At 41.1% G+C, this 19139-nt stretch carries 22 protein-coding genes; 10 read left to right on the top strand and 12 right to left on the bottom strand.

Annotated elements, in window-relative coordinates; translation table 11 throughout:
- Nucleotides 1–252: 252 nt before the first annotated feature.
- Both OHT75_RS11170 and OHT75_RS11165 read right to left on the bottom strand, forming a co-directional pair.
- Nucleotides 253–552: a BolA family protein gene (locus OHT75_RS11170; protein WP_264726597.1), complete on the bottom strand. Its 300-nt coding sequence runs from the start codon at nt 550–552 to the stop codon at nt 253–255.
- 111 nt (nt 553–663) lie between these two features.
- Nucleotides 664–1275, bottom strand: a complete 612-nt coding sequence (locus tag OHT75_RS11165; RefSeq protein ID WP_264726595.1) for an alpha-ketoglutarate-dependent dioxygenase AlkB family protein — start codon at nt 1273–1275, stop codon at nt 664–666.
- Nucleotides 1276–1388: 113 nt separating this feature from the next.
- On the opposite strand from OHT75_RS11165, the gene OHT75_RS11160 reads away from it, so the two are divergent.
- The gene (locus OHT75_RS11160; protein WP_264726593.1) at nt 1389–1997 is read left to right on the top strand and encodes a PH domain-containing protein; all 609 of its coding nucleotides are present in this window, start codon (nt 1389–1391) and stop codon (nt 1995–1997) included.
- Nucleotides 1990–3570: a PH domain-containing protein gene (locus OHT75_RS11155; RefSeq protein ID WP_264726591.1), complete on the top strand. Its 1581-nt coding sequence runs from the start codon at nt 1990–1992 to the stop codon at nt 3568–3570. Before OHT75_RS11160 ends, OHT75_RS11155 begins: the two co-directional genes overlap by 8 nt.
- Nucleotides 3571–3739: 169 nt before the next feature.
- On the opposite strand, the gene OHT75_RS11150 is transcribed toward OHT75_RS11155, so the two are convergent.
- The gene (locus OHT75_RS11150; protein ID WP_264726589.1) at nt 3740–4171 is read right to left on the bottom strand and encodes a universal stress protein; all 432 of its coding nucleotides are present in this window, start codon (nt 4169–4171) and stop codon (nt 3740–3742) included.
- Between the two features lie 302 nt (nt 4172–4473).
- Between OHT75_RS11150 and OHT75_RS11145 the strand changes: the two genes are divergently transcribed.
- The 6 genes from OHT75_RS11145 to OHT75_RS11120 all read left to right on the top strand — a co-directional run bounded on the left by OHT75_RS11145 (nt 4474) and on the right by OHT75_RS11120 (nt 9982).
- Nucleotides 4474–5898 (top strand): coniferyl aldehyde dehydrogenase, encoded by a 1425-nt coding sequence (locus OHT75_RS11145; RefSeq protein WP_264726588.1) that lies wholly within the window; start codon nt 4474–4476, stop codon nt 5896–5898.
- Nucleotides 5899–5913: 15 nt separating this feature from the next.
- Nucleotides 5914–6501, top strand: coding sequence for a TetR/AcrR family transcriptional regulator (locus OHT75_RS11140; protein WP_406682015.1), 588 nt, complete (start codon nt 5914–5916; stop codon nt 6499–6501).
- Between the two features lie 181 nt (nt 6502–6682).
- The gene (locus OHT75_RS11135; protein WP_264726584.1) at nt 6683–7567 is read left to right on the top strand and encodes a MipA/OmpV family protein; all 885 of its coding nucleotides are present in this window, start codon (nt 6683–6685) and stop codon (nt 7565–7567) included.
- A gap of 2 nt (nt 7568–7569) precedes the next feature.
- Nucleotides 7570–7989 carry a DUF3019 domain-containing protein gene (locus OHT75_RS11130; protein ID WP_264726582.1) on the top strand — a complete coding sequence of 140 codons (420 nt, stop codon included), beginning with the start codon at nt 7570–7572 and terminating at the stop codon, nt 7987–7989.
- Nucleotides 7989–8702, top strand: coding sequence for a winged helix-turn-helix domain-containing protein (locus tag OHT75_RS11125; protein ID WP_188840543.1), 714 nt, complete (start codon nt 7989–7991; stop codon nt 8700–8702). The genes OHT75_RS11130 and OHT75_RS11125 overlap by 1 nt, the downstream gene beginning before the upstream one ends.
- Nucleotides 8703–8719: 17 nt before the next feature.
- Entirely contained in the window at nt 8720–9982 is a 1263-nt protein-coding gene (locus OHT75_RS11120) for an ATP-binding protein (protein ID WP_264726579.1), read from the top strand.
- Here OHT75_RS11120 and OHT75_RS11115 read toward each other — a convergent pair.
- Complete coding sequence (locus OHT75_RS11115; protein ID WP_264726578.1) at nt 9979–10290, bottom strand: DUF1289 domain-containing protein; 312 nt, start codon at nt 10288–10290, stop codon at nt 9979–9981. The two genes, OHT75_RS11120 and OHT75_RS11115, sit on opposite strands and share 4 nt — an antisense overlap.
- Nucleotides 10291–10374: 84 nt before the next feature.
- On the opposite strand from OHT75_RS11115, the gene OHT75_RS11110 reads away from it, so the two are divergent.
- Nucleotides 10375–10950, top strand: a complete 576-nt coding sequence (locus OHT75_RS11110; RefSeq protein ID WP_264726576.1) for a DUF4136 domain-containing protein — start codon at nt 10375–10377, stop codon at nt 10948–10950.
- 365 nt (nt 10951–11315) lie between these two features.
- Here OHT75_RS11110 and OHT75_RS11105 read toward each other — a convergent pair whose 3' ends face one another.
- Both OHT75_RS11105 and OHT75_RS11100 read right to left on the bottom strand, forming a co-directional pair.
- Complete coding sequence (locus OHT75_RS11105; RefSeq protein ID WP_264726574.1) at nt 11316–12461, bottom strand: HlyD family secretion protein; 1146 nt, start codon at nt 12459–12461, stop codon at nt 11316–11318.
- The gene (locus tag OHT75_RS11100; RefSeq protein WP_264726573.1) at nt 12461–12853 is read right to left on the bottom strand and encodes a DUF3302 domain-containing protein; all 393 of its coding nucleotides are present in this window, start codon (nt 12851–12853) and stop codon (nt 12461–12463) included. Before OHT75_RS11100 ends, OHT75_RS11105 begins: the two co-directional genes overlap by 1 nt.
- 222 nt (nt 12854–13075) lie before the next feature.
- Between OHT75_RS11100 and purT the strand changes: the two genes are divergently transcribed.
- Nucleotides 13076–14251: a formate-dependent phosphoribosylglycinamide formyltransferase gene (gene purT, locus OHT75_RS11095; protein WP_264726613.1), complete on the top strand. Its 1176-nt coding sequence runs from the start codon at nt 13076–13078 to the stop codon at nt 14249–14251.
- A gap of 88 nt (nt 14252–14339) precedes the next feature.
- On the opposite strand, the gene OHT75_RS11090 is transcribed toward purT, so the two are convergent.
- The 6 genes from OHT75_RS11090 to OHT75_RS11065 are packed head-to-tail and all read right to left on the bottom strand — an operon-like array spanning nt 14340 to nt 19009.
- Nucleotides 14340–14780 (bottom strand): hypothetical protein, encoded by a 441-nt coding sequence (locus tag OHT75_RS11090; RefSeq protein ID WP_264726571.1) that lies wholly within the window; start codon nt 14778–14780, stop codon nt 14340–14342.
- Nucleotides 14781–14799: 19 nt separating this feature from the next.
- Entirely contained in the window at nt 14800–15750 is a 951-nt protein-coding gene (locus tag OHT75_RS11085) for a D-2-hydroxyacid dehydrogenase (RefSeq protein ID WP_264726570.1), read from the bottom strand.
- Between the two features lie 27 nt (nt 15751–15777).
- Nucleotides 15778–16392 carry a porin family protein gene (locus tag OHT75_RS11080; RefSeq protein ID WP_264726568.1) on the bottom strand — a complete coding sequence of 205 codons (615 nt, stop codon included), beginning with the start codon at nt 16390–16392 and terminating at the stop codon, nt 15778–15780.
- 43 nt (nt 16393–16435) lie between these two features.
- Entirely contained in the window at nt 16436–17209 is a 774-nt protein-coding gene (gene djlA / locus OHT75_RS11075) for a co-chaperone DjlA (RefSeq protein WP_264726566.1), read from the bottom strand.
- A gap of 34 nt (nt 17210–17243) precedes the next feature.
- A complete protein-coding gene (gene murU / locus OHT75_RS11070) occupies nt 17244–17954 on the bottom strand; it encodes an N-acetylmuramate alpha-1-phosphate uridylyltransferase MurU (RefSeq protein ID WP_264726564.1) in 711 nt (236 codons plus the stop codon).
- On the bottom strand, nt 17951–19009 hold the full coding sequence (locus OHT75_RS11065; RefSeq protein WP_264726562.1) for an aminoglycoside phosphotransferase family protein: 1059 nt from the start codon (nt 19007–19009) through the stop codon (nt 17951–17953). Before OHT75_RS11065 ends, murU begins: the two co-directional genes overlap by 4 nt.
- Between the last annotated feature and the right edge of the window lie 130 nt (nt 19010–19139).

Here is a 19139-nt window from a genome sequence, read left to right as displayed (position 1 = left end):
AATTGTCTGATTTACTGCCGTGGAATGTTGATCTAGGTAAAGCAGAATAAGCTTCACCGGTTAATTGACCGCTTACACACCAACAAGAGAATTGGCAACAATAAACGGCGATACATCTAGATATCCTTTCTAATTGTATTATGAGTAAGACATTGCTAAACAACAAAAATAACACTATAGCCAACCCATTATATGAGGGCAATAAAAAACCCCACAAATTAGTGAGGTTTTATGGTGTCTTGTTAAGCTAAGTTAGCCTTTACAGTTTGGTGTGCGAGGGACTTCTTCAAGCTCCTGCCATTCCACTTCGGTATAAGTGTTAATAGATAACGCATGAACGCCATTGGCTAATTCATCAGCAAGTGCGCTATTCACCGCTCTGTGCCTTGTTAAAGGTCGCTGTCCCTCAAACACATCACTGACGATCACAACTTTGAAGTGAGTTTCAGAATTAGGTGGCACATGATGACGATTGCTTTCGTTAATAACGTCAAGATGTGACGGTGTGAACGACTGATTCAGTTTATCAGTGATTGTCTGTGCAACTGACATAATGACTTACTCTTAGGTGCTTAAAAACTGAAGGTTACTGGGTAAAGACGAAAACGTCAAACACTGTCATGACAAAACGTTAACTGATAATCACGTTTGCGAAGAATGGGCTTATACTCGATAAAAATCAGGGGTGATTAACCTAAAAGTAAAATTAACCCGTGGTTGCGTTATAGATAATCGCTTAGGTAACGCATGTTGCCATGTTTGCTGCATACCTGGCTGCATTATGATTAAGTCACCTGAACGCGGGCTGTAGGTCACTTTTTGCAGATGGGTTTTATGGCGCACCACAAAATCTCGACAAGCCCCTAAAGTGATAGAGGCAATCGCACTACCCGCCATAATTTCGGGCTCATCATCACTGTGCCATCCCATACAATCATGGCCATCTTTGTAATAATTAACTAATACGGCATTAAAATTCAACTGACAACGATTGAATAAGGTTTGGCGCAACTTGGCAAGTATCGGTGGCCAAGGTAAAGGATTAATTAACGTTTTCGAATATTTGCAGTCACATCCATCATCACCAAACCAGGCTTGTGTACGTGGAATAAAGTGTTTTTTACCGAAAACTTCAATTTGAATTTTTGTCAGTGGGTAATGACTAACCTCATTCAACAGTAATTGTTGCTGACGTTGGTTCAAAAAGTTGGGATGTAATGTTACGGGAGGCGCAATAATATCTGGCACCTGCTCGTCAAATAAGTCCAACATCATAGTAAGTTATTGATCCTTAGTTTATGTTTAGAAGTAATCAACCTAAACCTCTACCATATGACATAAAATGTCGTTATAGTCATTACCGAGCTTCAACAGACAAATGGATTAATATGAACGACATAGATCATCAACATCAATCCTTACACCATACTGATATCTATCAACATGGTGAGCCATTGCAACCACAGCAATTGACGCCTTTAACAGAGTTAGTATTAACTCACATAGATAATAATTACCCTAAATTACAACTCTATGTTGCTGGCATAGTATACGGTCTGATAGCAACCATAGTTTGTCTCATTATTGGTTTTATAGTTCCTTTATCGATTACAGCCAAATTACTGCTGATATTATTCATCTTAATCACTGCCGCGCTGATTATTCGCTTAACTTACTTAAAAGCATTGACCATTTGCTACGGGGTATTTAAAGGTGAATTGATTATGCGCCAGGGCTTATTTTGGATTTCAACCACGGCATTACCTTACACTCGTTTACAGCACGTTAATTTATCTCAAGGGCCATTGGAGCGCCAATATCAACTGGTCACCCTGAAATGTTTTAGTGCCGGTTCTGGTGAAGCAGAAATCAATTTACCCGGATTAAACGCTGATACCGCTGAACATCTGCGGCAACATCTACTGCATCAAGCAGCCGAAAATCAGACGACTAATGCAAACGTGATAACAGCCTCTTTGGATTCACAACATGGATGACCGTCAACCGCAAAAACTCAGCACCCAACAGAGTACGGAACCTCAGGTATTACTAGCGGATTGGCAGGCTTTATCCCCTTGGTCTATTGTTAGCTTCATTATGGGATCATTAAAAAGCATATTCAGCAATGGATATGCTTTGATACCTATATTTTATGCCGGCTGGACAAATGATATTTCAGTATTTTGGGTCATTGACGGCGCAATCATTCTAATCGGATTATTAACCACGTTTGCTTTTATTCAATGGCGAAAATTTCGTTATCGCATAAGTAGAGTTCAGCTCGATGTTAAACGCGGACTTTTTTTTACCAAAAAAGATGAAATTCCACTTAATCGAATTCAAAACATTCGTTTAGAACAAACCTTTTACTTTAAGCTGCTTAATCTGGCAGAGTTAGTGATTGAAACAGCAGGCTCGAGTAAAGATGAAGCAAGACTGTCAGCTATTGATGCGCAGCATGCACATGCTTTAAAACAGCAATTACTGCAACTGCAGTATGAAGACGTTGAATCATCATCGCAACAACCAGATACAGATGCTACAGGTAAGTCCCCTGAGTTAACACAACCCATCGTCACCCGCAGTTTGAAAGAGTTAATTCTGTTTGGTTTTTATCAAAATAATTTTATCTGGTTTGCCCTTATTGCAGGCCCAATAGCGGGGCAGATTGAATGGGAAAAAATTGTCCAGTCAGCCCTTTTTCAGCAACTCATCACGTGGGTTAATCACACAACCCATGAAAGCTTAATGTTGCAATTAGTGTTGTTTGTTGGGTTATTGGTGGCGGGATATTTGTTATTTTCTATGATTTCAATTATCGCTTCAGTACTCAAATATTACCCTTATAGATTAGATAAACGACAACAAACCCTGCAAAGAAGCGGCGGGGTTATTGCACACCAACAAGATGCGTTAGCGATTAAACGTATACAGGTAATCCACTTTCACCAACCCTTACTTGCAAGAATTGTTAATCGCTGGACCATTTACCTTAAACAAGTAAAAGGTAATGAAGTAGAAGAAAAAACCAAACAGCATATGTTAATTCCCGCTGTAAAACCGAATGAAATTGAGCAGATATTTCAACCGATATCGTCATTAAGCCCAACCCCCATTCGTTTGCCAAATGGTTATATGCCAATTAATATCGCGTGGTTATATAAACGCATTTGGCTGCCTTTTATCCCGTTTACTATCTTGTCAGCTTTAGGGTTACTGACGCCATTACCTATTGAAATCGCCGTTATTGAAGTTGCATTTGTCGCTGCATTAGTCGTCAGCGCTTTACTTGTTGTCCGCTTTAAAAGATGGGGGTATTTTTTACAAAATGATGCAATATGGCAACACAGTGGATTATTAGGCCGGCATTGGAAGCGTATTCCCTTCGAAAAAATTCAACACGTAAAAATCATTCAAACACGTGCCCAGAAGCAAAAACAACTTGCCTACCTTGAACTCGGGCTCGCTAGTGGCACAATCATGCTACCTTATATAGCCATCGAAACCGCCAATCTAATAGCCGCTAGAGCATTCAACACGATTTCGCCACATTATAAGCCGTGGATTTAACCTCGCTTTCCTTGTGGACCAGGCTAGATAAAGCCTCTTAGGATTGTTAAGAGGCTCAAACACCAAGCAAACAGGCTTGTTAACATCAAGTCTTTAACATGTCTATGGCTAGTCAATACCGTTAGCGATGTAAAGAGTAGGTGGTAAGCATTGTCATCCTAAACTATGGTTATTTAACCACTAATACTGGGCAACGGGCTTGATTTGCCACTGATTCAGCCACGTTTTCATGTAAAAAATGCGCCAAACCTGTTCTTCCATGACTGGCAATCACTACCATTCCGATATCGCCTGAATTAGCTTCCGCGACGATTTCAGTGGCAGCATCTCCACGGCGGATAACGGTTTCAATCGGCATCTTGGTATTAAGTCCTGCCAGTAATGAATGCATTTTTTGTGCTGCGGCTTCCTCCATACTTTTTGCCAACTCTTCAGGCGTAACAGCTAATATCATGTAATTTTCATCACCAAATGGCTGATCAACAACATGGACAATTCTAATGCCTACATGATAGAGATTAGCCATTTCGATAGCATATTGGAGAGCATGAGATGCCGTCTCAGAAAAATCCGTGGGCCATAAAATTGTTTTACTTCGCATAACCACCTCCTGTCATCTAGAATTATCTCAACTCACAAATATCGATTATCTCAACCACCAAGCTTTGTGGTGACAAATGAGTCCTTTGCTTATCCACTAGCAAATACACTGTTACCAATCCCCCCATAAAGATTAATTCATAAGTTACTACCTAAAGTGTAGCCTGTTGTATGAAGCATTGATTGATATAGCGCAAATATTCAACACATCTTGCATCTATCAGTTGTAGGGATTAACATTAGACCGACTAATCAGTCGGTTTTTCAATAAAACCTCAATCACACTTGCCGCTGGAGTAACTTATGAATATGGCTGTTGAACAATCACCATTGTCACCATTACAACAATTACTGCACACTCAACGCAGCCATTATTTGTCGCATCCTGCACCGAGTTATCAATCACGAGTAGAAAAATTAACGCAGCTCAAACACACACTTTTGCAGCATCAACAACAAATTGTTGCAGGCTTAATAAAAGACTATGGTCACCGCTCTGAAAACGACACTGTGATTTCAGATATCATGCCGTGCATCAATAATATTAACTACACCCTCAAAAATCTTAAATCATGGATGAAACCCAGTAAACGCCATGCAGGTTTATTACTGTCACCGTCAAAAGTATCAGTACATTATCAACCTTTAGGCGTGGTAGGCATTATCGTTCCATGGAATTTTCCAGTGATGTTATCAATTGGGCCACTGATTACCGCTATAGCCGCGGGTAATAGAGCAATGCTGAAAATGTCCGAGTTCACCCCTAATACCAATCAAGTACTCAAGGATTTGTTAGGGCAAATTTTTGCAGAAAATGAAGTCGCGTTAGTAGAAGGAGAAGCGGATATTGCGGCACAGTTTTCTGCGCTGCCTTTTGATCATATTTTATTTACAGGCTCAACTGTAGTGGGTCGCCATGTAATGCGCGCAGCAGCAGAAAATTTAACACCTGTGACGCTAGAGTTAGGCGGTAAATCTCCGGCAATTATTGCACCGGATCTGCCAATTGACACCGCGGTAGAGCGATTAATTTTTGGTAAGTGTTTAAATGCCGGTCAAATCTGTGTCGCACCTGATTATGTACTTTGCCCTGAAGATAAAATTGATGAGTTAATCAAAGCTTACCAGTCAAGATTCAATAAAATGTACCCTGATTTTGACAACAACCCTGATTACGGCAATATTATCAATGACCGCCAATTTGAACGATTAATGAACGTGGTAAACGATGCAAAATTAAAAGGTGCGAAGGTGATTTCTGCATCAAACACTGCAATAGGTGTCAACAAACGCAAACTCGCCACCCAATTAATGACTCAGGTTACTGCTGATATGCTGGTTATGCAGGATGAAATTTTTGGACCTATTCTGCCAATTATCGGTTATAAATCGATTGATGAAGCCATTGGTTACGTTAATCAACGCGATAGACCATTAGCTCTGTATATTTTAAGTTTTAATAGCAGCACTCAAGATCATATTTTACATCACACCCATTCTGGCGGTGTATGTATCAATGATACAGTGTTTCATGTTGCTGCCGATGACGCACCATTTGGCGGAATTGGACCATCGGGTATGGGCCACTATCATGGTAAAGAAGGTTTCCTTACCTTCAGCCATGCAAAAACCGTCTTAACCAGTGGTAAAATCAATACCGGAATTTTTGTGCATCCTCCCTATGGCACATTTATTCAAAAAGCATTGATGAAGTTTTTTTTACGTTAGGATCTGCTGGTGACCATAGAACATGCCACAAAAAAACACACAGATAAAAAAAACGCTATTTTAGCGTCTGCTTTAGCATTATTTGTCAGTCAAGGATTTCATGCCACATCCACAGCCTCTATTGCAAAGGCTGCGGGAGTGGCTACTGGCACCTTGTTTCATCACTTTCCTTCAAAAGACAGTATCATTAACCATCTTTTTTTAAATATTAAACAAGAATTTGCTGATACCATCATCAGTAACAGCCAAGTTACTGGCGATATCGAATTAGATGCAAACACCCTGTGGCAAAATGCCATTGATTGGGCAATCTCTCAGCCATTAAAGCAAAAGTTTTTTTTACAGTTTTCATTGTCAGCAGAAATTAATACGGCCACACGGCAACAGGCGATGACTGGGATTTTACGGTTTATTGTGGAGTTAATTGAAAAAGGTCAGCAACAGAATATCGTAGCGCACTACCCTATCGATTTATTGTTGGAAAATTGCCATGGTCAATATTTAGCCGCCATCCGTTTTTTTACCGACCACCCAGAATTAGGCCAAGACACATCCCACCGCCATGCCAGCTTTCAATTATTTTGGAAAGCCATTAAAGCTTAACGCTGAATACAGCGTAATCTATCAGTAACATTTTGTATCCAACCGTTGTTAATTATTAATGCGGTAGAGAGATAGTGATAACATGATGTTTATGACTTGTTCTCTATTTAACCGTAACGTATTTAAAAGGTTAAATATCAGAAATTTAGTACTAAACACATAGAAGGTTATAAAGTCATTTATGCTTAAATACATACGTAATGTTTTATTATTCTTGATTGTCACACCACTATTCATGGCGTTGGCAAAGGCTGAACCGACGTGTTTAACCTCAAGTGACTGTATTACTCAAGGGGAGTGGGATATCTCTTTGGCAGTAGGTTATGGTCAGAAAACAAATCCATTACAAGATTATGATGACATCCCATTGTATGTGCTACCGTCAATAGCTTACTACGGTGAACAGTGGTTTTTTGATAATGGTAATTTAGGTTACAGCCTAAAAGAAGCGGAAAGATTTTCTATCAATCTGGTGACCAGTTACAGCGATGATAGAGCATTTTTCTACAATTGGGATCCAAGTAATCTTTTTTTAAGTGGGGATCGCACCTCCGCAGATGTGAATATCATGCCAATGAGAACCATGTCGCAAGAGATCACCGAACCTCCTAAAGTTTTCGAAGAATTAGAAAGCCGTCACTTTACTTTTTATGGTGGCATTGAAGCATTTTATTATGCGCGCTGGGGCTTTTTAAAATTAGCTTACGCCCATGACATACTGAATGTACACAACGGAGAAACACTCCATTTTAGCTGGAACTATGGCATCGCCATTGAACAATGGGTGCTCGATGCCGCATTGCGAGCTGATTGGAAGAGTGCTGAGGTGATTCAGTATTATTATGGTGTGAGAGAATCTGAAAATAGCTATTGGAGCGAACATTATCGCGCCGATTCAGGCTGGAATACGGGGTTAGAATTAACCACGCGCTACATTATTAATGAGCAATGGAACATTTTAATGGCATATCGCTACACAGCATTGTCAGATGAAATAAAAGATAGCCCATTAGTCAATGAAGATAACAGTCAAAGTTATTTTGTTGGCGCAGCTTATAGGTTTTAACGTTGAAGTATTTCACCATGCGTGCGGCATATTGCTTTTGGGGCATTTTAATTCTATCGATGACTGCTTTTGACAATAAAGCAGCAACACTTGAACAACAGGCGCAGCTAAAAGCTACGCCTAATTTGTGTTTAACGGATGATCAATTTAGTTACTGTGAAATAGACCTGTTATTAACATGGGAAACGGTTAATGACGATCTTGTTTGCATCATATCTGATTATCCAAGCATACCGCGTTGGTGCTCGGACGATCCAAGCGAAAAATCTGTCAACTTAACAATAAAAACCGATAAAGATATTCAATTTATACTCGTAAGCAAAGACAACAATCTCACCCTTGCAGGCGTAAAGTTGAAAATAAATAAAGCCGCGACGCAACAAGTACGCAGGCGTTATCGGAACCCTTGGAGTTTATTTTAATGACCACGCCACAATTTACGCATAGAGTTCTTTTGGTTGAAGACGACATCAGATTAGCCAATCTCATTGTTGATTATTTAAAATCCCACGACATGCATGTTGAAGTTGAACGCCGTGGCGATACGGTATTAACCCGTCTCATCAGCTATAAACCTGATATTATCCTACTCGACATTATGTTACCCGGTCTTGATGGATTAAGTCTGTGTGAGAAACTGCCTGACTATTTCTCTGGCCCAATTTTATTAATGAGCGCACTTGGCAGTAATGAAGACCAAATTAAGGGGCTTGAATTAGGCGCTGATGACTATATTGTTAAGCCTGTCGATCCTGCGTTATTAGTCGCAAGAATGAACAACCTACTGCGTCGCCAAGCTCAGCCAAACAAACCAGAATCACATTGTCTTAACTTCGGTAAACTCAGTATCGATCCTCACACCCAAGCCATTCGCTTAGGCAATACCGAAGTAGACCTCACGAGTCACGAATTTGAATTGTTATGGCTACTTGCCTCTCAAGCAGGACAAATACTCAGCCGCCAGTACATTTATCAATACCTTTTAAACATCGATTTTGACGGTAAAGATCGTAAAATTGATGTACGTATTTCACGTCTGCGCAAAAAGCTCGGTGATAGCATTGAAACGCCTTTCCGGATAAAAACGGTTTGGGGACAAGGTTATTTATTCGCGCCTGAAGCGTGGAATAATTAATTTAGTCGCCAAATCAATTGAAACGCCTCTTCATCAGCCTATATCTTCTATTAAGCTTAAGCTTTTTAGGGATAGGCTGGACATTAGATAGTTTATGGCAAAACCATGTCGAGGATAATGGTCAAGTCGATGCACCGCTAATTGCGTTGGCATTTATACTATCTAAGCAGCCCGAAGCAGAGCGGCAAATGCTGCTTGATGAAATCAGCAAGCAGCATGCATTTCCACTTCAACTACTGCAACGAGATCAAATTGCCTTAAATGGCAACATGCAACTATCTCATAATCAGATCCTCACCACTCAAGCCGATAAGACCCAATTACAATTTATCGCTGTGGATAACCAGGTGCTGATTGCAGGTCCATTTGACATCGATCCCAGAGATAACTTGCGCGGCATATTTACCATCATATTTTACTTGTCTTTAGCGTTAGTAGCATTGGTTTGGGTATGGCCTTTATCGCGAGATTTAAAAGTACTTAGAAGTGCGACACAAAAGTTTGGTGAAGCACATTGGGATACACGCATCGAGCTAAATAGCCGCTCCCAAGTTGCACCTTTAGCGTTAACATTTAATGATATGGCGCAGCATATCAGCAGCTTAATTGATAACCAAAAGCACCTGACAAACGCGGTTTCACATGAAATTAGAACCCCGTTAGCCAGGCTAAAATTTGCGTTAGCCCTACTGCCTAAATATTGTCTGCCTGATAGTGATATTGAACAACGCACTCACTTTTTAAATGAGATGCAAACTGATATCAAAGAAATGGAAGACCTACTGCAAGAATTGCTCACTTATGCCAGCTTAGAAACCATGCAGATTGAGCCTGTATTAGAAAACTGTGATTTAATTAATATCAGTAAGCAGCTGATTATTAGATTAAAAGACTTAAGCGTGCACCGCATTGAGTTAACTTTACCTGTTCAAGCGAATGAAATTTTCATAAAAGGTGAAGGTTCATTAGTTGAACGTGCGATTCAAAATCTGATTATTAATGCTCAGCGCTACGCGAAATCTGCAATCAACATCGAGCTAAGTGACGACTCAAATAACGTGTATTTAACCGTAAGTAATAATGGTCCGAGCATTCCTTTAGAAGATCAGCCGCATATATTTGAAGCCTTTTATCGCAGTCAATCGCAATTTCATGGCAATAAAGGGCATGGGCTAGGCTTAGCGATAATAAAAAGGATCATGATGCGCCATCGAGGTAACGTCAGCATTTTTAGCAATGATGACAAAACGGCATTTACCCTAAGCTGGCCTAAAAGTTAATCCAGTTTGAAATCACTCACATCACTAAGCACATCGTTATCATCCGACGCGTCAAAGTCTAATTGAGTATTGATGCTGGCTTGCAATTGCTGTTGCTGTAATTTTCTGGCATTGAAAATAGCATATTGGCGGCGTCTTTTACGTTGGGCACACAAACGGATCACATCTTGCTTTTGTAACTCAGAGAAACTCATCCAATTAAAACGCTCATCACGACTACGAAAACAGCCCAAGCAATATCCTTTAGGATCTGTCTGGCAAATTCCTATACAGGGGCTGGGTACAGCAAAAAAACTTAATTGTTCCATAGTAGAGCGTAATTAACTTATTGACGATAGAGTTAAGGTTATACTAATAGCAATAAATTTGTACAATTTTTGGAGAGTCTTATTATGCTGCAATACCTTTTTTGCCCAAATGCTTATCGCCGTGTTTTTTCCGCTTCAGTGTTGCTAGTAACTAGCTTGGCTATTTCTGGCTGCCAAAGCACACCTAAAAATGACTATGCTATTGACTATGACTTTAGCCAATTGAAAAGCTTTTCGCTATTAGATGTGGTTAATGCCGAAGATCCACTTACCCTTCAACGTGTACGTGAAGACATTATTCAGACACTCACCCAGCAAGGTTTTACTCAACAAGCACAACCCAGTGATTTTAACGTTAGCTTTGCTTTAAAAACCGAAGACAAACCCAAAAATTCAGGCCTGTCGATTGGTTTAGGCACCGGAGGTTGGGGCAGCCGCGGTGGTGCCAGCATTGGCACCAGTGTAGGGGTGCCAATAGGAAGTGACACCGCGAAAGTACAAACGATTCAAATCGACATTATTGATCCTATTAGCAACCGCTTAATTTGGCGCGGATCAGATCAGTACGACTTTGACATGGGTGGTCAAGATAAAGCTAACAAGACTGCAGAAACCGTGCAGCAGATCCTTCAACAGTTTCCCCCCAAAAAGGCACAATGACCTTCAAAGCCTGATATAGCGTGAACATTATCAGCTAAAATTTAAGGTTCATAATAAGGTTAAACAAATGACATGATTTCGCGCGGTAGTCACTTGAATTAACATAACAACGTCCGCTATCGCGGACGTTGTTATTTGAGGTTAACTAATCCAGCTAGGCTCTGTGAAGTCAATCGATGAGACGGCTCCCAAGCGAATGGCAATTCCCCCCCCTAATCAATAACCGCGGATTCTAACATGTAAAAACACTCCATAACCGCGTTAGATTTTTAGATAAAAAGAACAGAGACTTATCATAAAAATCGGCCTTGTTATCCTGAATTTTTACTGCGCTATCTCCTATCCATTATTGATTGTGGTTAATATTAATGCCCCTCTGCAAATAAGTAATTTAACCAGCCTTGCATTCTCAGTAATACTTTTCGCATTACTGACACATGGCTAAAATGCTCGGTATAAATTGCGGCTTGCCCTGCGACACCTGCGGGTAAGGAATTAATAACCTCGCTTTCATCAAGATCAATTAATACTATGACTCTGCCTCGTTGAAATAAACGGCTCGACGATTGTAAACTGCCACTGAATTGAATTTCCCCTTCAGCCATGGCTGGTAAAATTTTAGCGACTTTACCTTTGAATACCACACCTGGTACTGCATCAATAATCACTTCGGCTTCATCACCTTCTTTTAAACGCAGTAATGAGTTTTGCCAAAATGCCCCGGCAAAATAACGCTCTTCATCCGGAATAAATGTTAATGCAGGGCGAAGTGGCAGTGGCACTGCCATCACACCTTCTCTTAACGCTAGCTGAGTCACTACGCCGTCTGCCGGTGCTCGCACCACAGTTTGTGCTAATTCAAACTGCGCTTTGTCAAGCTCAGCCTGTATGCCTGCAACTTTTGTATTAACACCTTCAATATTCGACTCATACGCCAAACGATTACGGAGCTCTTCTGCTCTTGCAGCGTCTAACTGGGCCAGCGATGCTAAATAAATCTGACGACGATTATCTAATTCAAGTTCAGTAAATGGCGAGTTTTTCCCACCTTTTCGGCGTCCTTCTTCGTATCGTCTAAACGCTGACTCGGTACGAGTCGAATCTGCTTGAGCTTGTTCAAACTTTGCATGTGCAGCTTCAAATGCGGCTTTCAATTGTGGTACTTGTTGCTCAGCCTCTTTTAATGCCGCTTGTTTTTGCATCACAGTCGCAGCATACGGTGTGGGATCAATTCTGAACAGAATATCGCCTTTTTTTACCGGCATGTTTGGGACAACATTGACCTCAGTGACAATCCCTTTTACCGCGGGGGTGATTGGAATAGAGACAAAGTATTCACGGGCAAATTTAGTGTAAGGATGGTTATAGTTCATCAGTAACAACAGAGTACCGATTAATACTATGCCCCCTAAAATTGCGGTGGGAACAGTCCATTTAGTCAAAGGGATTTTGAATATTTTAAAAATCGCGATACAAACTGCACCGTAAGTAAGAATGAGTAATAAATCCATTATTTATGTTCCTTACTATTCGATGTTGCCGCTTCTTCTGCGCTAAACTCAGTAGTATGGGTATGTTCCACTAAGGCTAATCGTTGCGACAGTTCAGTAACCTGTTGGATAAGCTCCTTAACCTCGCCCTCTAGAATCAACTCTCTTTTACGACTATCGCTAAACCCCCAACCTCGGTCTTCTCGATACAAGGTGGCCCATATCCACAAAAATGGCCAGATGGCATGTAACGTGAACAAACTGACCCATCCGGCAATATGGAGTGCATCTTGCTGTGGATGATTACGCTTTTTAGCTATTTCATAAGGAATATCATGAATAGCGATAATGCCATAAAAGATAAAAATAACGACAAAAAACAATATCCCTAAAGCGAAGTAATCTAAAAACATTCTAGCCTCCAAGCCTCATTTAACGTTCCAGCCACAAATTTTACACAGCCACTTACAATTTACAACGCTTGTTTTATTGCCAGAACAAGCAGAACAGGTGAATCTATCGAATCAATATCACAAAAATATATTCAAAAATGGCAAATATGCGTATTGAATAGGTAAACTGTTCTAATACTAGAACACTGAACAAGGTTTATTATGAGTCAATCTTCGTTAGAAATTTTAGGCACACCAAACCGTGCTGATGCGGTGAAAGCCATGTTGCTTGGGTGTGGTGAGCTCGGTAAAGAGGTGGCTATTGAGCTTCAACGTTTTGGTATTGAAGTCATTGGGGTTGATAGATACCCCAACGCCCCCGCCATGCAAGTAGCCCATCGTTTTCATGTGATTAACATGTTAGATGGCGCAGCATTATCGGCATTAATTGAGTCAGAAAAACCGGATATAGTGATCCCAGAAATTGAAGCTATTGCAACCGATACCTTAGTATCCCTTGAGTCGAAAGGACTGAATGTCGTGCCTTGCGCACAAGCGGCAAAACTTACCATGGATAGAGAAGGGATCCGTCGGCTTGCCGCAGAAACCTTAGGTTTGCCCACCTCAGCCTATTTTTTCTGCGACAGTTTAAATGAACTGACCCTCGCAATAAACGAGATAGGATTCCCCTGCGTAATCAAGCCTGTCATGAGTTCTTCAGGTAAAGGTCAAAGCGTTATTAAGTCAGCTGCCGATATTCGACCTTCATGGGATTATGCTCAACAAGGTGGAAGAGCAGGCCAAGGACGCGTTATTGTTGAAGCCTTTATCCAGTTTGACTATGAGATTACCTTACTGACCATTAATGCCATTGATGGCATTCATTTTTGCGAACCCATTGGTCACAGACAAGAAGATGGCGATTATCGCGAGTCTTGGCAGCCACAGAGCATGCCTGACCATGTGCTTGAAAAAGCACAAATAGTCGCGATGAAAGCCGTTAAAGCATTAGGCGGATTTGGGTTATTTGGTGTTGAGTTGTTTATTAAAGGCGATGAAGTATATTTCTCTGAAGTCTCACCTCGCCCCCACGACACTGGACTTGTCACGCTTATCAGCCAAGACTTATCCGAATTTGCTTTACATGTGCGTGCCATTTTAGGATTACCGATTGGAAAAATCACTCAGTATGGGCCCTCTGCATCTGCGGTGATCCTTGGAGAAGGTAAATCAGACAACATTCGTTTTCAAGGAATGGGTAAAGCACTGACTCTGCCTGATACTCAGCTCAGATTATTTGGTAAGCCGGATATCGATGGTCGCAGACGATTAGGCGTGGCTTTAGCTAAAGATAGCAATATCGACAATGCAGTAGCCAAAGCCAAGAAGGTGGCAGCAGAAATTACCGTAATTCTGTAGCATTCGCGTTAGTACCGACGATAAAAATATCAAAGCATGTTCGCCATATTTCATAATATGGCGAACATGTCATTTGGGTTGCAAGTGATTAACGACGAGGCAAGGCTTTATCGGCAAGATGGTAATGAACCAGCATGAAAAATCGAAATAACGACTTCAGTTTAAGCTGCTGATCATTTTGCCCTGCTGTAATAAGCTTCTGTAAAAGGTGTACTCTTAAATAGGCTCGTTCAATTAATTTATCAGTATGCCAGTGCAGATATTTTTCAAATTCTTTATAGCCATTAATTGTCGAACTTTTTAATGGTTTAGCTTTGATTGTGTAAGATTGCTGCATAAGTTGTTTGAACACGCTATTTTCCAATCCCGCAACAATCACATCGCTGGGAAAATGTTGTTTAAAGGCGCTGGCCATGTAATGAATATTGGCTTCAATTTCAAATTGCAATTGGCGCAAATTGGCATCTGAAGTTTTCTTTAAATTGCGTTCTTTGTCGAATACATCATACAGTTCTTTATAAATACTCATGCTAATTCCGGTGCTATCCTTAAACCAAATTAATTGGTGTACCATTGATGAACTGAGCACAATTGTTCACCGCGATGTTCATCAAGTTTTGTCTGGCTTCCTTAGTTGCCCAAGCAATATGCGGGGTAATGCTAATATTATTTGCTGATAATAATGGATTATTCGCTTGGGGCGGCTCCGTTGATAATACATCCACACAAGCATAACCTTGATGTTGATTAAGCCAATCCGCTAAAGCTTGCTCGTCAATCAGATCGCCCCTGGCAGTGTTTATCACCACGGCATTGAACGGTAGCAGTGTCAAGGTTGTGGTGTTGATCATTTGGTACGTTGCTGTAGTTAACGGGCAATGTAATGATAAAAACATCGCTTGAGATAACAAATCATTCAACTCACACCAGATGACGCCCTTTGGTAAATGTAGTTTACTCTTCGGCGTATGAATCAATACTTTCATGCCAAATGCGAGGGCAATCGATGCCACTTGCTGAGCGATATCCCCATACCCAACTAGACCTATTGTTTTGCCTTTTAACGACATTAATGGCTGTAAGGTGAAGCAAAAATCTCGCTGACGAGTCCAATCACCTTGTTTAACGGCGTGATCATGTATCGCGACATGTTGACTGTGATGCAAAATATGAGCGAACACCATTTGCGCGACAGCATCAGGTCCATAAGCAGGCACGTTTGTCACCACAATGCCTTGCTGTTTAGCAAAAGCGACGTCGACAACATTGGTGCCGGTCGCAAGCACCCCAATATATTTCACCAGTGGTAGCTGTTTTAACACATCCGCGGATAAGGCAGTTTTATTAGTTAATACCATATCGCAATTTTGGCATCGGCTGACGATATCCGCCGCCGATGTATGATCGTAAACTTGACACTGCTCTGCTACATCACGAAAACCGTCCCAGCTTAAGTCACCAGGATTTAACGTATACCCGTCTAAAATGACTATATTCATGATTTATCCTAACGCTTTAAAACTGACTTAAAAGGCAACCTCGATACCAATGTTGGTTTGGCCTTGCCACATTAAATCACCTTCAATTTGCCAAATGCAGCGAGTTTCATTACAAAACAAGCCACCAGTCGAGTTTACAAATGTCGCATACCCGCGAATATCAGCAAATAAACTCACGTTGTCAGTTAACTCGTATGCCACGCCACCACCGAACCCCATAGAAAAATTAGTTTCACTTGAGTATTGTTTATTTGGACGAAGTTGGGTTACACCTGCACTGGCGGTGATATAAGGTTTAAAATGACCATTAGGGAAATATAATGTCCCGCCCAAATGAAAATAGTTAACCTCTAAGTCGGTCAATACCTCAGAAGATAATGATCCTTGGCGTAAATCAGTTTGATGGCGGCTAAACAATAGGTACATATTCCCAGGATCTGTTGTCGTGATCCCCAGCATTAATCCCCCACTTCCCCCTTCGCTCATCTCTAAATCATTGGTGGTTTCATCATTAGCTAATACGTCTAGGCCATTGCCGCCAAAACTATAGCCACCAAAAGGAGCGATGAATACTTCTGCATGACTAGAAATACTGAAAGTTAAGCATCCTGCGATGAGTGCGAGTTTTATTTTGTTTATCATTGAGTGGATCCTGTATTCACGCCCAAAAAGTAATACGCATGTCTTAGCGCATGCCTCTTGAGGTTTTTATCGCCTCATATGCAGCTTGAATATCTTGTGCTTTGTCTTTAGCAAGCATCATCATTTCTTCGGGTAGGCCTTTAGCGACTAACTTATCTGGATGGTGTTCATTCATTAATTTACGATATGCCCGCTTAATTTGCAGATCGCTTACAGAGTCATCAGTTCCCAACACTAAATACGCATCTTTGATTGACATTTTACTGCCATGACGAGCTTGATGATGCTGAAACTCCGCTTGCCAACGGGATAACAAATCGTTTAATACCCCTGACATGCCTAACTGTTCAGCTATCACAGCGAGTACTTGTTGCTCTTTTTCCTGAAGCTCACCATCGGACAGCGCCGTTTGAATTTGAATTTCTAAAAACATCTGCAACAATTCATGTCGGCTTTGAGTGACTCTTTTAAAATCGGCAAGTTGCTTAAATAAATCAAATCCGCTTTGGCGTCCTGAACGAAATGCTTCTTGAGCCTCTTGGCGTGCACGGCCTGTCAGCTGCATTTTATCCATCAGCAATGTGGCAACACGAATATCCGCTTCAGTGACGTGGCCCGATGCTTTAGCAACATGCCCCATGACCGCAAACGTGGTATTAAAGAACACAGCTTGACGCTCTCCCGCCGCTTGGATCAAGCTTGATAACCGTTGACGTTTATCATAAAGGTGCCCTAGCCACAGCCCCAATAGGCCACCGAACACTTTGCCAAACATAAAACCAATAATAAATCCGAAAACCTTTCCCCAAATTCGCATCGACTTGTCCGTTATATAAAAAAATAAATGTATTTTAAGTAAGTGAGATTAAGCGGTCATTCAACGCCGCTAATCTTGCTACAGTGCCAACATCACACCAATATTGTGTTAAACAGTGGCCATATATTTGCTCTTGCGCGATAGATTGTCTTAATAATGGCCCTAATGGTTGCGAGCCCTCGGCGAGCCCTGCGAACATTTTAGGGTGATAAACCCCCATTCCACTGTAAGTAAAACGAGGTTCCCCCTCTAACGCAACAAGCGATAGGTTTTCAAAACCAATCTGCTGTGGGTTAGTCACTAAGCTAAAATCACCTTGAGGGTGATGAGCTGGGTTATCGACAAACCAGATATAAGCATCGGCTTGCAGCTGTTCCACGACACCCAACGCATGGGTGACATCGGGTAATTCATCAATAAAAATATCACCATTTAACAATAAAAAAGGTGCTGTACCTAATAACGCAAGCGCGTGTTTTATTCCGCCTGCGGTTTCTAATGCCTCTGTTTCTGCACTATATTCAATCGATAATCCCCAGCGTTCGCCATTGCCTAATGTTTCAGGCAACAAATGTCCCAGCCAAGCGTGGTTGATCACCACCTGTTTAATCCCGATAGCGGCAAGCTTCTCCAAATGATATTCAATCAGTGGCTTACCGTTTACCGCAACTAAAGGTTTTGGAAGCGTATCCGTTAACGGTCTTAAGCGTTCACCTCTTCCTGCTGCTAAAATCATCGCTTTCATTGGCTTAACTCCTTATCAACACGACGCTTATCTTGCACCAATGGTAAAACAACCCTTTCCACCCACTCCCCTAAAGGCATTAAGTTTGGGTATCGTTTTGCAATATCAATGACATATTGGAGTGTAAGTGGAATATCAGCCAAATAACCTGCTTTACCATCGCGCAGTTTTAGTCTTGCGAAAATCCCAGCGGCTTTAATATGACGCTGTAACCCCATCAAATCAAACCACTGTAAATACTGTGCAAAACTGATATCGGACGTCATTAATTGATGCTTAATAGCCAATGCATAATGATATTCGATTAATGGATTAATGATGTTGTCAGGCCATCTAACATAACAGTCACGTAACAGTGATACCGCATCATAAGTCACCGGCCCTATTACCGCGTCTTGAAAATCGATGACGGCAAGACGACATTGTTGAGAATTATCTTGATTAATCAGTAAATTTCGGCTGTGGAAGTCACGGTGCATCCCCACTTTAGGCTGCTGAGTGACATTATCGACCAAAACTTGAAAACAGCTTGTTAGCATGCAGGTTTCTGTTGCTGTCATTGCATATTGAAGGTGTTCGCCAATGAGCCACTGAGTAAAAATAGCCAACTCTCGCTCAACAAAGGCTGAGTCATATTCGGGTAAAGGTGATTGTTGACCGGTGACATGGGTAATAGTGGTGACTTGGCTAATAGGAACGAGTAAGTCGAGTGCTTGCTGATAATACTCCGTGACATTGTCTGGCGTAATGACAGACAGGAGTTGGGCTTGTCCAACATCCGTTTGCAAAACAAACCCATGCTCATGACAAACATGAATAATTTGCGGCACCAATAGTCCAGCTTGTTGGTAAGCCTGTGCAACCGCAATAAAAGGCGCGACAGGTACTAAAGCAATGGGAGAATCTGCAACAATATAATCGACGTTATTAACCGTTAATCTAAAATAACGTCTAAAGCTGGCATCACCACAAATCAATGAGATGTTCACTTCTTGAGCAAAATATTGCTTTAACCAGGACACTAATAAACTGAATCTTAAATCTGTTTCACTCATCTCAATGGCTCTTCGTCAAAAATTGCTTTATTATAGCCAGCATAACACTTGGAAACAGCTAAAGAATGGATTGTTTTGCATATACTTAACTAGCTGCATTTCTTTATCTCTCCAAACTTTCCAGAACAAG

Origin of the sequence: Shewanella subflava (assembly GCF_025971955.1) — a bacterium.
Classification (GTDB): domain Bacteria; phylum Pseudomonadota; class Gammaproteobacteria; order Enterobacterales; family Shewanellaceae; genus Shewanella; species Shewanella subflava.
This window is presented reverse-complemented; position numbering and strand designations above follow the sequence as displayed.